The 13,200-nt window shown below is 61.5% G+C and carries 13 protein-coding genes; 7 read left to right on the top strand and 6 right to left on the bottom strand.

Annotated features, from left to right (window positions below):
- Positions 1–7: 7 nt before the first annotated feature.
- From ACR0KX_RS16125 to ACR0KX_RS16110, 4 genes are all read right to left on the bottom strand, one after another.
- On the bottom strand, positions 8–964 hold the full coding sequence (locus ACR0KX_RS16125) for an AAA family ATPase (RefSeq protein ID WP_170624164.1): 957 nt from the start codon (positions 962–964) through the stop codon (positions 8–10).
- The gene (locus ACR0KX_RS16120) at positions 954–2,264 is read right to left on the bottom strand and encodes a hypothetical protein (protein WP_170624162.1); all 1,311 of its coding nucleotides are present in this window, start codon (positions 2,262–2,264) and stop codon (positions 954–956) included. Before ACR0KX_RS16120 ends, ACR0KX_RS16125 begins: the two co-directional genes overlap by 11 nt.
- On the bottom strand, positions 2,261–2,959 hold the full coding sequence (locus tag ACR0KX_RS16115; RefSeq protein WP_170624160.1) for a hypothetical protein: 699 nt from the start codon (positions 2,957–2,959) through the stop codon (positions 2,261–2,263). Before ACR0KX_RS16115 ends, ACR0KX_RS16120 begins: the two co-directional genes overlap by 4 nt.
- 158 nt (positions 2,960–3,117) lie before the next feature.
- A complete protein-coding gene (locus ACR0KX_RS16110; protein ID WP_170453242.1) occupies positions 3,118–4,005 on the bottom strand; it encodes a MurR/RpiR family transcriptional regulator in 888 nt (295 codons plus the stop codon).
- 96 nt (positions 4,006–4,101) lie between these two features.
- Here ACR0KX_RS16110 and ACR0KX_RS16105 point away from each other — a divergent pair, with 96 nt between their 5' ends.
- From ACR0KX_RS16105 to ACR0KX_RS16080, 6 genes are read left to right on the top strand one after another with little or no spacing between them, the layout of a single operon-like run.
- On the top strand, positions 4,102–5,184 hold the full coding sequence (locus ACR0KX_RS16105; protein WP_480708594.1) for an alcohol dehydrogenase family protein: 1,083 nt from the start codon (positions 4,102–4,104) through the stop codon (positions 5,182–5,184).
- Positions 5,181–5,759, top strand: a complete 579-nt coding sequence (locus ACR0KX_RS16100; protein WP_170624158.1) for a dimethylsulfonioproprionate lyase family protein — start codon at positions 5,181–5,183, stop codon at positions 5,757–5,759. The genes ACR0KX_RS16105 and ACR0KX_RS16100 overlap by 4 nt, the downstream gene beginning before the upstream one ends.
- Positions 5,756–6,862 (top strand): enolase C-terminal domain-like protein, encoded by a 1,107-nt coding sequence (locus tag ACR0KX_RS16095; protein ID WP_170624156.1) that lies wholly within the window; start codon positions 5,756–5,758, stop codon positions 6,860–6,862. Before ACR0KX_RS16100 ends, ACR0KX_RS16095 begins: the two co-directional genes overlap by 4 nt.
- Positions 6,859–7,143, top strand: a complete 285-nt coding sequence (locus tag ACR0KX_RS16090) for a cupin domain-containing protein (protein ID WP_480585471.1) — start codon at positions 6,859–6,861, stop codon at positions 7,141–7,143. The genes ACR0KX_RS16095 and ACR0KX_RS16090 overlap by 4 nt, the downstream gene beginning before the upstream one ends.
- Positions 7,140–8,246 (top strand): mandelate racemase/muconate lactonizing enzyme family protein, encoded by a 1,107-nt coding sequence (locus tag ACR0KX_RS16085; protein WP_480708593.1) that lies wholly within the window; start codon positions 7,140–7,142, stop codon positions 8,244–8,246. The genes ACR0KX_RS16090 and ACR0KX_RS16085 overlap by 4 nt, the downstream gene beginning before the upstream one ends.
- 34 nt (positions 8,247–8,280) lie before the next feature.
- Positions 8,281–9,567 (top strand): aspartate aminotransferase family protein, encoded by a 1,287-nt coding sequence (locus tag ACR0KX_RS16080; protein ID WP_480708592.1) that lies wholly within the window; start codon positions 8,281–8,283, stop codon positions 9,565–9,567.
- A gap of 212 nt (positions 9,568–9,779) precedes the next feature.
- On the opposite strand, the gene hemC is transcribed toward ACR0KX_RS16080, so the two are convergent.
- Entirely contained in the window at positions 9,780–10,742 is a 963-nt protein-coding gene (gene hemC / locus ACR0KX_RS16075; RefSeq protein ID WP_480708591.1) for a hydroxymethylbilane synthase, read from the bottom strand.
- A 106-nt stretch (positions 10,743–10,848) separates the two neighbouring features.
- Between hemC and hemE the strand changes: the two genes are divergently transcribed.
- Positions 10,849–11,883, top strand: coding sequence for a uroporphyrinogen decarboxylase (gene hemE, locus ACR0KX_RS16070; RefSeq protein ID WP_170624148.1), 1,035 nt, complete (start codon positions 10,849–10,851; stop codon positions 11,881–11,883).
- 58 nt (positions 11,884–11,941) lie between these two features.
- On the opposite strand, the gene ACR0KX_RS16065 is transcribed toward hemE, so the two are convergent.
- Positions 11,942–13,051 carry a CaiB/BaiF CoA transferase family protein gene (locus ACR0KX_RS16065; RefSeq protein ID WP_480708590.1) on the bottom strand — a complete coding sequence of 370 codons (1,110 nt, stop codon included), beginning with the start codon at positions 13,049–13,051 and terminating at the stop codon, positions 11,942–11,944.
- Positions 13,052–13,200: the final 149 nt, after the last annotated feature.

Genomic DNA, 13,200 nt, shown 5'->3' with positions numbered 1-13,200 from the left:
GGCCGGATCAGCGGGGGGCCTCGATCTGGTTGAGGATATTTTCCAGCACCTGCCGCGCGCCGCGCCCTTCGATCTCGGCCGAAGGGGACAGCACGATCCGGTGTTGCAGCGCATGGATGATCAGGGTTTTGACGTCGTCGGGGATGGCAAAGTCGCGCCCGTTCAGAGCTGCCGTAGCGCGCGTCGCCCCGGCAATCGCATCAGCGGCGCGGGTCGAGGCGCCAAAGGCGATATCTGCGCTTTCGCGGGTCGCGCGGACCAGCCGCAGGATATAGGCCAGAATGTCGTCATCCAGCACGATCCCGTCGATCAACTGCCGCGCCGCCGCCATGGTGGGCGCGTCCAGCAGGGGCTGTACGGTCTGCGTCGCGCTCAGGAAATCCAGCGGCTCATTGGCGTGCTGGCGCAGGATCGACAGTTCCACATCCTCGGGCGGGAAGGTCAGGTTCACCTTGAACAGGAACCGGTCCAACTGCGCCTCGGGCAGGGGATAGGTGCCCTGTTGTTCAATCGGGTTCTGGGTCGCGACCACGATGAATTCCGAACCCAGAAGGTGGTCGGTGCCGTCAATCGTCACAATCCGCTCGTTCATCGCCTGCAACAGCGCGGCCTGCGTTTTGGGCGGTGCGCGGTTGATCTCATCCGCCAGCAGGATCTGGCTGAAGACCGGGCCTTTGGTCAGAACAAATTCGCTGGTCTGGAAGTTGTAGATCGAGGTGCCCAGCACGTCGCCCGGCATCAGATCGGGGGTGAACTGGATGCGCCCGAATTGCAGGTTCAGCGCCCCGGCAAAGCTGCGCGCCAGCAGCGTTTTGGCCGTGCCCGGAGGACCTTCGAGCAGCACATGCCCGCGTGCAAACAAGGCGGTCAGCAGCAGATCGACGGCCTCTTGCTGGCCTTGCACAACTTTGCCGATCTCGGCCCGCAGGGCCTCGGCGCGGGCGAACAGGTCTTCAAGATTCATCGGCAAGGTGCTCCAGTATCAGTTCGAATTGGTCAATGTGGGAAATGGCCTCTTCCGCCCCCAGATGCGGGGGCAGGGCGCGAATGGTTTCGATCAGTGCGTCCAGTCGGGCGGCGAGGTCAGGTTTTCGGGCCCGGACATATTTCAGATAGGCCTCTTCCGGTGTGCCCATGGTTTTATGCGTGCTGCCGAACACCGCCGCCGCGCGGGCGCGCAGGCGGGTGTCGATATAGTCGGACAGCATTGCGCCATCCTGATCCGTCATCCGCATCAGCCGTGCCCTTGCGCGGTTGGCCATGCGTTTGCCGGTGCCCTGCGTTGGGGCGATATCGATCACCGGGCCATTGCGCACCCCGCCCCGCCAGATCGCTAAAGCCAGCAACAGCCCTGCGCCGATCCAAAGCGCGCGGAACGGTGGTTCAAACAAACGCTTGAGGTCGTCCCATGTGCGTTCGCGGGCCTCAACAAGTTCCGGCGCGGTCAGCCAATTCCGATCGCTGTAGTCAATGATGATGCGCTGATCGCCCGCGATTTCGGGCAGAACCTGCGCCGCGATCCACGCATTGTCGCCCAGCGTCAGCCCGTGATTGTTCAGCAGATCGGGGTCGGACAGGATATAGACCTTCTGGCCGTCCTCGGACCCCGGCAGAGGGCACGCGCCCAGCAGCATCTCTCCGGCCCGTCCGACGATTGGGTCACATCCGCGCCCGGCGAAAGTTTGTGCGGCATAGATACGGGCGTTCAGTTGCGGATCAGCAGCCAGTGCGTAGTCGGAAAACGGACGGCGCGCCAAGGCCATCGGCCCGACATCAGGACCGGCAATCTGGTGCAGGATGGTCTGAATCTCTGCGCGCGGAGACATCAGAAACGGATGCCCGAACCCGGTCAGGCGCATTCCGCTGCGCCATTTGGGCAGGATCACCAGGCTGGGCACGGATTGCGCCTTGTCGCGGATCACGTCGATTTCCTGATCGAACTCATCCGCTTGAAACAGCAGTTCTTCTTTGGTTCTGGCCGCGTTACGATCTGTGTCCAGACGCGTGTCATAGACCGGCTGCACCAGCAGACCCACGGTGCTGCGGTCAAGGGGCCAGCCTCCGGTAAAGCTCTGCGTTACTTGGGACTGGCTGTTCAGCCAGCGGTCCAGACCGTCAAACCCGCTGGCCGAATCGCGCAGCGCATATTGCCGCCCGGCCATGACATACAGAAAAATCCCGACGCAAACCGCGACCACAACGCCCACGATGACCCAATCCAGCCGGATGCGATCGGTCGGGGGCAAGCTGGTCGTGTCGCTCATGCGGTGACCTCGCGCAGGACGGGTCTGATCTTGTTCAGAAGGGCCTCGAAATCGCCCTCGGTGATCGAGTGATGGCCGAAATTGACGCGTTCACTGGCCAGAACCAGGGCGCGCAGGTCGGGGATGTACCAAAGCGTCTGTGGCATGCTGCGCAGGGCCTCGCGATGGGTCCAGCTGCGTTTGAACAGCACCTCGTTTTTGGACAGGCAATGGCTCAGCGCCAGTTGCGCCAACCCGGTGACCGCCAGATCGCGATCTTTCAATTTTAGAAGCGCTTCAAGATCGGGAATGTTCTGCCCGGTGTCCGATAACTCTGGGTCGTCCCGCCCGCCTTTGCGCCGCGCATTGCCCACGGATTTGCGGAACGAGACCGAGGTGTTCCCGGCAGTGTTGTAGATGAACAAGGTCAGGAAAATCAGTATGACCGCAGACAGCCCGCCGACGATCCAGCGGTTGTCAACGGACAGCTCGACAGACCGGTCGGGTTGCGGCGTTGCATTTGTGTCCAGCGGCGGCGCGGGTTGCGTGGGGTCGAAATAGACAACGTCCATGTCAATTCCGCGATACCGAACGGCTTTCAGATAGTCTTGCCCCGACGCGCTCAGATCCGGTCGGGAAAGCGTGGTTTCCTGCGCTTGGGCAGGGGCAAAGGCGCATAAGAAAAACGCTGAAACAATGGCAAAACCAGATCTCATTCCGGTATCGATAGATCACTCTCGCAAGGCAGGCAACAACCTGTGCGGAATTCTCGTATGGATTGTTCATGACCTCGTATCAACTCGGTCTACCCGGTCTTTTTGGCGCTGAAACGCAGGTGAGTGGCATGGCTCAGGCGTTCAGGGTGCCGGGCATCTTATTCCGGTTCCGCCGCGTATAGCCCAAGCTGGTGCCTGCGCTGATGAAACCGCTCAACCCGTTCGACGATTTCATCGCTGGATACCGCGATCACGAAGGACAGAAGCGTTTCCAGCAAGGCGATGGTCGACACAGAGGACGGGAAATATTGCGGCGTGTCGGCTGCCACGACAAATCCGTGCTGCGCGTTCAGGATCACCGGGCTGGCAGGGCTGTCCGAGATACCGACAACCGTCAGCCCCTGCTGGCGGGCAAGTTTGATCGCATCGATCACCTCGGTCCGGTAGGGATGGCAGGTGATCGCAATCAGCACGTCCTGTTCATCTGCCCAGGCCAGATCATCCACCGGGGTCGAGCCCGAGCGGGGAATGGCGTGAAACTGCTTCATCCCGGTCGAGGCCAGATAGGTAAAGTTCCGCGCGTTTGAATTGTTGACGCCGACGCCCAGCGTGAAAATCTGACGGCAGTTCCAAATATCTTCGGCTGCAGCGCGCAGCCGGTCGGCATCGATACCGGCAAATGTCTCTTCAATATTGCGGATCGTGGCACCGATCATGTCGGCGTAAAGGCCACCCATCTCACCGGATTTGCCGATTTCCTGCAACCAGCGGGCGCGGTCGGGAAACGAAACCGTCCCCTGCCGGATGGCCTGCCGGAACGGGGCACGAAAATCCTCGTAGCCTTCGAAGCCGACCTGCCGTGCCATGCGGACAAAAGTGTTGGGTTTGACGTTGGCGGCCTCGGCAATCTCGCGCACGGTGGACACGCCCACATCTGTGGGGTTTTCCAGCACATAGCGCGCGGCTTTCTGGGCCTCGGGCGTCAGGGCGTCCCATTCCTCGGTCAGGCGATCCAGGACGATTGATGATACATTTGTGTCATTCATGATTGACGATGGTACAGTTGTGAAATTAGCCTGTCGAGCAGAATCGCAGGCCGGGAAACGCGCATCGACCTGTGGCCCAACTCAGGAGACTAAAGGATGAGTCTGCCCGACACAATGAAAGCCATGGTGACCATGGGTCACGGCGGTCTTGAGCAAATGGTGCTGCACAAGGATTGGCCGCGCCCCGAACCCGCGGCGGGCGAAGTGCTGATCCGCGTCGCCGCCTGCGGGCTGAACAATACGGATGTGAACACGCGATCCGGCTGGTACTCGAAGACCGTAACTGATGCCACAACCGGCGGCGCGTTCGAGGAAGTCGGCGAAGACGATCCCACCTGGGGCGGCGCGCCCATCACCTTCCCGCGCATTCAGGGGGCCGATATCTGCGGTCATATCGTTGCCGTGGGTGAGGGTGTGGACAGCGCGCGTATCGGACAGCGGGTGATAACAGACGGCTGGTTGCGCGATCCCGACGATCCGCAAAACATGGACAAGGCCGGATACTACGGGTCCGAGCGGGATGGCGGCTTTGCCGAATATGCTACAACGCTTGCGGTGAATGCGGTGCCGATCACGTCGGACCTGTCGGATGCGGAACTCGCCACTTTCTCCTGCTCGTACTCAACGGCCGAAGGGATGTTGACCCGGGCCAATGTGACCAGCGCAGACACGGTTCTGGTGCCGGGTGCATCCGGCGGCGTTGGCGGCGCGCTGGTGCAACTGGCCAAACGCCGGGGCGCGCGGGTCATCGCGATGGCGTCCGAGGCCAAGCACGAAGACGTCGCCAAGCTGGGCCCCGAAATGATCCTGCCCCGCGCGCCTGACAATCTGCGCGCGGCGCTTGGGGCCGAGAAAATCACCGTTGTCGCCGATGTGGTGGGCGGGCCGTACTGGCCGCAACTGATCGACATTCTGGAACGCGGCGGGCGCTATACCTGCTCTGGGGCCATCGCTGGCCCGATGGTCGAGTTTGATCTGCGCACCTTCTACTTGCGCGATCTGACCTTCACAGGCTCGACCGTGATTGACCCTCAGGTGATGCAGAACCTCGTGAAATACATCGAAGCGGCTGAGATCAAACCGGCCCTCGCCGCCACCTATCCGCTGGAGGAATTGCGGGACGCGCAGGCCGCGTTCATTGCCAAGCAACACACTGGCAATATCGTGGTGATCCCATGACACTGGATGATGTGCTCGAAGCCGCGCGGCGCTTGCATCAGGCGCATCCCGACCTGTCTGCGTTTGGTTCGTGGCCCACGGATTTGTCGCCTTCCCCGTTGACGGCCAACCATATTCCGGCGGCTGATCTGGTGAAGGACTTTGAAATCGCTGGCAGCGATCTGACCCAGCCGCTTATTTCCGCCATCTCTGCCACAACGCATCTGGCGCAGTGGAAACAGACCTATACCGAAGACGAGGTCGGCGCGGATTTCCTGCGACGCTATGGGTATTACGAGCTGTTCGGGCCGACGGGTCATTTCCACTCGACCCAATTGCGCGGCTACATCGCCTATTGGGGGCCGGGGCTGAATTACGACTGGCACAGCCATCAGGCCGAGGAAATCTATCTGACCCTTGCAGGCGGTGCCGAATTCAAAACCACCGAGGATACGGGTGTTGTCGGGACAGATCAGACCCGCCTGCATACCAGTTGGCAAAGCCATGCGATGGTTACAACCGATCAACCGATCCTGACCTTTGTGCTGTGGCGCGGAGAGGGGATGGGCGATCTGCCCAGAATGGATGCGGCATGAAAATCACTCGGATACGCGTCTATCAGACCGGGCTTCCGTATGTCGGCGGGGCATATGTCTGGGGGGCTGGCAACGCCATCGAAACCGCCACCGCCTCGGTCGTGGTCATCGACACCGATGCCGGCCTGCAAGGCTGTGGCGAGTTCACGCCCTGCGGTGAAAACTACATGGTCGCCCATTCCGAAGGCGTGGGTGCGCTGGCGCGGCTGGTGGCTCCGCATCTTCTGGGCGAAGACCCGCGTCAGGTGGCGCGGATCGAGCAGTTGATGGATCATCTGGTGCAGGGCCACGGCTATGCCAAGGCCCCGTTCGATGCGGCCTGCTGGGACATTCTGGGGCAGGCCTGCGATCAGCCGGTCTGGATGCTGCTGGGCGGCAAGTTGACCGATGGGGCGCCGATGTACCGGGTCGCGCCGCAGAAGGCGGTGGATGAAACCGTGGCCGAGATGGATCGTTACCGCGATCAGGGTTACCGGCAGTTTCAGGTCAAGGTGGGCAGTGACTGGGCCACCGACATTGACCGTATCCGCACCACGGTTCCCTTGCTGAAACCTGGCGAGAAGGCGATGGCCGATGCCAATCAGGGCTGGCGCGTGGACAATGCGATCCGGGTGGCCCGCGCCACGCGCGATCTGGATTTCATTCTGGAACAGCCCTGCCGCACCTATGAGGAATGCCAACAGGTGCGCCGCGTTGCCGAACAGCCGATGAAGCTGGATGAATGCGTCACCGGTATCCACGCGGCGCAGCGCATCGTCGCGGATCGCGGGGCCGAGATCTGTTGCCTGAAAATCTCGAACCTCGGCGGGATCAGCAAGGCGCGGCGGGTGCGGGATTATCTGGTCGACAACCGCATCCCGGTTGTCAGCGAGGATACCTGGGGCGGCGAGATCACATCCTCGGTCGTGGCCCATTTCGCCGCCTCAACCCCGCCAGAGTACCTGCAGAACACAACCGATTTGATGAACTACAACACCCGATCCACCGGCATCGGCGGCCCGACTGCCCGTGACGGCAAGCTATACGCGCCCGACACGCCCGGACTGGGCGTCAAAGCGGATTTCGAAAGCCTCGGCGCGCCTGTGGCGGAGTACGCGTTATGAGACCACAGGCCGTTGCCACTCAGATGATCGACGATGCACGCGTGCGCGTGACGCGGTTTGACTTTGCGCCCGGTGCGGAAACCGGATGGCATCGCCATGCGATGGATTACGTCATCACGGCGATCACCGATTGCCACATGCGTTTGGACCTGCCGGACGGAACGGTCAACGAGGTGACCGTGCCCGCCGGCACTGCTTATCGCCGCGATGAAGGGGTCGAACATAATGTCATCAATGCCGGGGATGCCCCGATGTCCTTCGTGGAAGTGGAATTGAAATGAAGATCTCCCGACTTTCGGTCTATCACGTCGATCTGCCTTTGGAGCATCCCTACTGGCTGTCCGGTGGGCGGTTGAAGTTCGAAATGCTGGACGCGACGCTGGTGAAGATCGAAACCGATGCCGGCCTGACTGGCTGGGGTGAGGGTACCCCGTGGGGCCACACCTATGTGCCTGCACACGGGCCGGGCATTCGCGCCGGGATTGAAACGATGGCGCCTTTCATCCTGGGCCTTGATCCACGCAAGGTTCTGGATGTGGAACGGGCGATGGATCTGGCCTTGCCGGGGCATCTCTATGCCAAAAGCCCCATCGACATGGCGTGCTGGGATATTGCCGGACAGGCGGCTGGGCTTCCGATTGCTGATCTGATGGGCGGCGGGTCCAGGACACCGCGCCCGATTGCGTCCTCGGTCGGGGCCAAAACGGTCGAAGAAACCCGCGAAGTGATGGAACGCTATCGCAGCCGGGGCTATATCGCCCATTCGGTGAAGATTGGCGGCAATGTCGAACGTGATATTGCGCGGGTCCGCGACGTCGAAAGCATCCGGCGACCGGGTGAGATTGTCCTCTATGACGTCAATCGCGGCTGGACCCGGCAACAGGCCCTGCGGGTCCTGAGCGCCTGCGAAGACCTGAATGTGATGTTCGAACAACCCGGCGAAACGCTGGACGATATCGCCGCACTCTCGGGCCAGCACGCCTCGCCCGTGTCGGTGGATGAAAGCCTTGTGAGCTTACAGGACGCTGCCCGCATCGCGCGTGACGGGATCGCCGAGATATTCGGGATCAAGCTGAACCGCGTCGGCGGCCTGACCAAAGCCGCGCGGATGCGGGATATTGCGCTGGCCCATGGCATCGACATGTTCGTGATGGCCACGGGTGGCAGCGTGCTGGCCGATACCGAAGCGCTGCATCTGGCCGCCACCATCCCGGATGACAATTGCCATGCAGTCTGGGCCTGTCAGGACATGCTGACCGTTGACATTGCAGGCGGTCGCGGCCCCCGCAATGTCGATGGTCACCTGCATTTGCCCGAGACCCCCGGCCTAGGCGTACACCCGGATGAAGACGCGCTGGGCGATCCGGTTGCCGTTTACGAATAGACACTGATTTTATTGAATATGGAGATCGCGTGACATGCTGAAGATCAACACTCAATCCGAATGGATCGACCGCGCGAAGGCTGTTTTGCCCGCAGGCGGGTTCGGGAATTTCGACCCGGGAATCATCATCTCGCACGGCGAGGGCAGCCGCGTCTGGGATGAGGACGGCAACGAATATATCGACTATCTGATCGGATCGGGGCCGATGCTGCTGGGCCATGGCCACCCCGAGGTGATGGAGGCCGTGCTGGAGCAATTGCCCAAAGGCATGACCTTCTTTGCGAACAACACCAAAGGTATCGAACTGGCCGAGGCCATCATCGACGCGGTGCCCTGCTGCGAACAGGTGCGCTTTGTCGCTTCGGGCGGCGAGGCGGATATGTATGCGATCCGGCTGGCGCGGGCCTATACCGGGCGCGACAAGATCCTGAAATTCGAAGGCGGCTATCACGGCATGAGCGCCGAGGCGCAGATGAGCCTGGCCCCCAGCCGTCAGGTCAATTTCCCGCAAGCCGTGCCCGACAGCGCCGGAATTCCGCAAGGTGTGGCCGATCAGATGCTGATTGCGCCTTACAACGATCTTGAAGCGGTGGCGGCGCTGCTGGACGAACATGACGACATTGCCGCCGTCATGGCCGAACCGTTGCAGCGGATCATCCCGCCGATGCCCGGTTATCTGCAAGGGCTGCGCGAATTGTGCGACAAGCATAACGTGCTGCTGATCTTCGATGAAATCGTCACCGGCTTCCGCCTGGACTATGGCGGGGCGCAGGAGCGGTATGGGGTTACGCCCGATATCTGCACCCTGGGCAAAATCACCGGCGGCGGCTTTCCTTTGGCAGCGTTGGGCGCAAGTGCACAGATCATGAAGCATTTCGACAAGACGCAGGTCGGGCAGGAGGGATGGCTGATGCAGCTTGGAACCCTGTCCGGCAATCCCGTCGCGTCGGTTGCCGGTCTGAAAACGATGGAGATTCTGCGCCGCGAGGGGACCTATGACCGTTTGCGTGACATCGGTACCCGATTGCAGCAGATGCTGACGGGCGCTTTGGATCAGGCCGGAATCGCGCATCAGATTTGCGGGGACGTGACCCTGTTCGACGTTTACTTCACCGACAACGCCTGCCGAGACTATCGCAGCGCCAAACATGATGACCCCAAGCATAATGTCGTGTTCAACGAGGTTCTGCGATCCCATGGTGTGTTCAAATCACCGGGCAAGCTATACCCGTCACTGGCGATTACCGAGGCCGATCTGGAGCAGACGCAGAACGCCATTCATCACGCGGTCGCAGCGCTCAGCGAGACCATGCAGGGCTAGAAAATAGTCGGGTCGCTGTTGTTTCCAACAGCGACCCTGCACCTTCTGAATGTCGGGCTCAGCCTCGCCCCCTCGAATACTTATTAAAACACCAACTATCTGAAACTCTTCGATACATTTCGAGACTGATCCAACTTTTCAGCCGGTATGATCACAGTCTTGCCGCAATCTGAGACGTGGAACAGTGAATTAGTTCACATTGGTTAAAATTATCAGGAGTTTCTCCAGTCGAAGAAACCGGGGCCTGCGTTTTTCAACAGGATTTCGGCCATTGCGCGTCCCATCTCGGCCCCATCCTCGATGGACCCAACGGTATCCTCGGAAATCGCTTCTGATCCATCGGGGCGCAGAACTTCACCGCGCAGGCGGAGTTGGCCCTCCTGAAGCTCGGCCAGACCGGCGATGGGGGTTTCGCAGGATCCGTCCAGCGCCGCCAGCAGGGACCGTTCAGCGCTGAGGCGCTGGCTGGTTTCAGCGTGGTGAATGGCCTCCAGCAGAGCGGCCGCGCGGGTGTCATTGCTGCGCCGCTCGATCCCGATCGTGCCTTGCGCAATCGCGGGCAGTATATCGTCTGGCGAGATTGCGGTTGCCGGAACCTCATCCATATCCAGCCGCCGAATGCCCGCCATCGCCAGAAAGGTGCAATCCGCCACGCCATCAGCCAGCTTTTTCAACCGGGTCTGAACGTTACCGCGAAACTCGACGACGTTCAGATCCGGGCGGCGGTTCAAAAGCTGCGCCCGGCGGCGCAGGGACGAGGTGCCGACCACCGCGCCCTCGGGCAGGTCGTGAATCGATTGCAGATGCGGCGAGATGAACGCATCCCGCACATCCTCGCGCGGCAGGAACGTGTCCAGCACCAGCCCGTCGGGCTGTGCCACCGGCATGTCCTTGGTGGAATGCACGGCGATGTCGATGTCCTCGCGCAGCATCGCCTCTTCGATTTCCTTGGTGAACAGGCCCTTGTTGCCGATCTCTTTCAGCGGGCGATCCGCATCAATCATCGCGCGGTTGTCACCGGTGGTCTTGATCACAACGATTTCGAACGCGTCATCGGTCAGATCAAACGCGTCACGCAGCCTTTGGCGCGTCTCGTAGGCCTGAGCCAGAGCCAGCGGCGAGCCTCGGGTCCCAATTCTGAGAGGTGATGCGGGGGTGGGCAGGGTCAAAGTCATACGCACAGCTTTAGTCGCGTCACATTGCCCTGACAATGGGGGCAGAGCTTGACAAATTGCCACTGAGCGCCGACCCGTTGCCAAAACCTGATTTCTGGGGATGACAATGGCCGAGACGAAAAAACTGCTGCGGGCACTGGCGGGTGAAGTACAGGATGTGCCGCCGATCTGGATGATGCGTCAGGCCGGTCGGTATTTGCCCGAATACCGCGCGACCCGGGCGCAGGCGGGGGATTTCCTGTCGCTTTGCTATAACCCGGATCTGGCGGCCGAGGTCACCTTGCAGCCCATTCGCCGCTATGGGTTCGACGCGGCGATCCTTTTTGCCGATATTCTTTTGGTGCCGCAGGCGCTGGGTGCGGATTTGTGGTTTGTGACAGGCGAGGGGCCTCGTCTGTCGACGATCACGCAGCAGTCGGAATTTGATGCGCTTAGACCGGTTGAGGATATTCACGAGACCCTGTCGCCGGTCTACGAGACGGTTCGCATCCTGTCGCGGGAACTGCCGTCCGAGACCACGCTGATCGGATTCGCAGGTGCACCCTGGACGGTGGCGACCTACATGATCGCGGGGCGCGGCACGCCGGATCAGGGGCCTGCCCATGCGCTGCGGGAAGAGAACACCGTATTGTTTGAGGCGCTGCTGGAGCGGATTACGCTGGCGACGATCGAATACCTCTCGGCCCAGATCGAGGCCGGGGCCGAAGTGGTCAAGATCTTCGACAGTTGGGCCGGATCGTTGAAAGGTGAAGCCTTCCGAAAATATGCGGTCGAGCCGTGCCGGGTGATCACTCAGGCGATCAAGGACCGGCATCCCGGCATCCCGGTTATCGGCTTCCCGCGTGAGGCTGGTGACGGTTATATCGGGTTTGCACAGAAGACCGGCGTGGATTGCGTGGCGCTGGACAACTCGGTCGCGCCGGATTGGGCGGCAGAGCAGGTTCAGGTGGATGGCTGCGTGCAGGGCAATCTGGCCTCGTCCCATATGGTGACCGGCGGGCAGGCGCTGGTGGATGAAACGCGGCGCATTGTCGAGGCGTTCTCGAAAGGGCCGCATATCTTCAACCTTGGGCATGGGATTACACCGGACGCGGATCCCGAGAATGTTCAGTTGATGATCGACGCGGTGCGCGGGCGGTAAAGGGGAAGGGGGCCAGCCCCCTTCTTGGCCTGCGGCCAATTCATCCCCCGAGATATTTTTAGCCAGATGAAGGGGCGGATCCGCGCTGCTTGTCTAGCTCGGCTCTGATGTCCTCGCTGTGTTCGCCGCGGGTAGGGCTGGGTTTGGCAGTCCACGGATGGTTCGAGAATCGTGGGGCGGCGGCGGCCTGCAGGGTGCCATCCACCGTCTGCCAGGTTTGGCGGCTTTTGTTCATCGGGTGTGTCAGGGCTTCGGTCGGGCTGAGCACCGGGGCGACGCAGGCATCGGTGCCCTGAAACAGCGCGGCCCAGTGATCGCGCGGGTGTTTGCAGAACAGCGCGGCGAGGCGTCGGGTTTGATCGGGCCAGAGGGCCGGGTTGAATTGTTGGGCGAAGTCGGGATCGTCGGTCAGGCCCATGAGGTGTAGGAATTGGGCGTAGAACTTGGGTTCGAGGCATTGCACCGTAACATAGCGCCCGTCTGCGCAGGTGTAGGTGCGGCTCCAATGCGGGCCGTCCAGCATGCTTTGGCCCCGGGTATCGGACAGGTTGCCGGTTTGCCGCATGGTCATCAGCAGGTTCATCATATGGGCCGAGCCATCATAGATGGCGGCGTCGACGACGGTGCCTTGCCCGGTCCGTTGCGCATTGATCAGACCCGCCAGCAGGCCCGACACCAGATAGAGCGCGCCGCCGCCGATGTCGCCGACCAGTGTGGCGGGGGTTTGGGGCGGCGTGTCGGGTGTCGAGCCGTACCAGAGTGCGCCCGACAGGGAGATGTAGTTCAGATCATGCCCGGCGGTTTGCGCCAGCGGGCTGTCCTGCCCCCAGCCGGTCATCCGCCCGAAGACCAGCCTGGGATTGCGTGCAAAACAGGCGTCGGGCCCAAGGCCAAGCTTTTCCATCACGCCGGGGCGAAACCCTTCGATCAGGGCGTCGGCGGTGTCGATCAGGCGTTTGGCCGTTTCAATATCGTCGGGGTCCTTGAGGTCCAGAGCGATTGACCGTTTGCCCCGGTCCAGAACCGACTGGTCCGGCATGCCGGGTGTGGGGTTGCCGGATTTGCGGTGGATGGTGATCACATCGGCACCCAGATCGGCCAGCAACATGGCGGCAAACGGGGCGGGCCCCAGCCCTTCGATTTCGATAACACGTATTCCGTTAAGCATTCGGTTCCTCCATGGTGCGGCCTTCGGGGTATCGGCAGGCGGGCAGGGGATCAATGCGTTTCTGGCCACAGCGCAGTGGGCGATCGGGGCGGTGTGCGTCTCACTCTGATTGACCTTTCGGCAAAAATGCTCAGAACACTGTGCGGAAG

Source organism: Ruegeria sp. BG5, from assembly GCF_056538425.1.
Note: the sequence above shows the minus strand (reverse complement) of the source record. Positions and strands in the feature narration are given on the sequence as shown.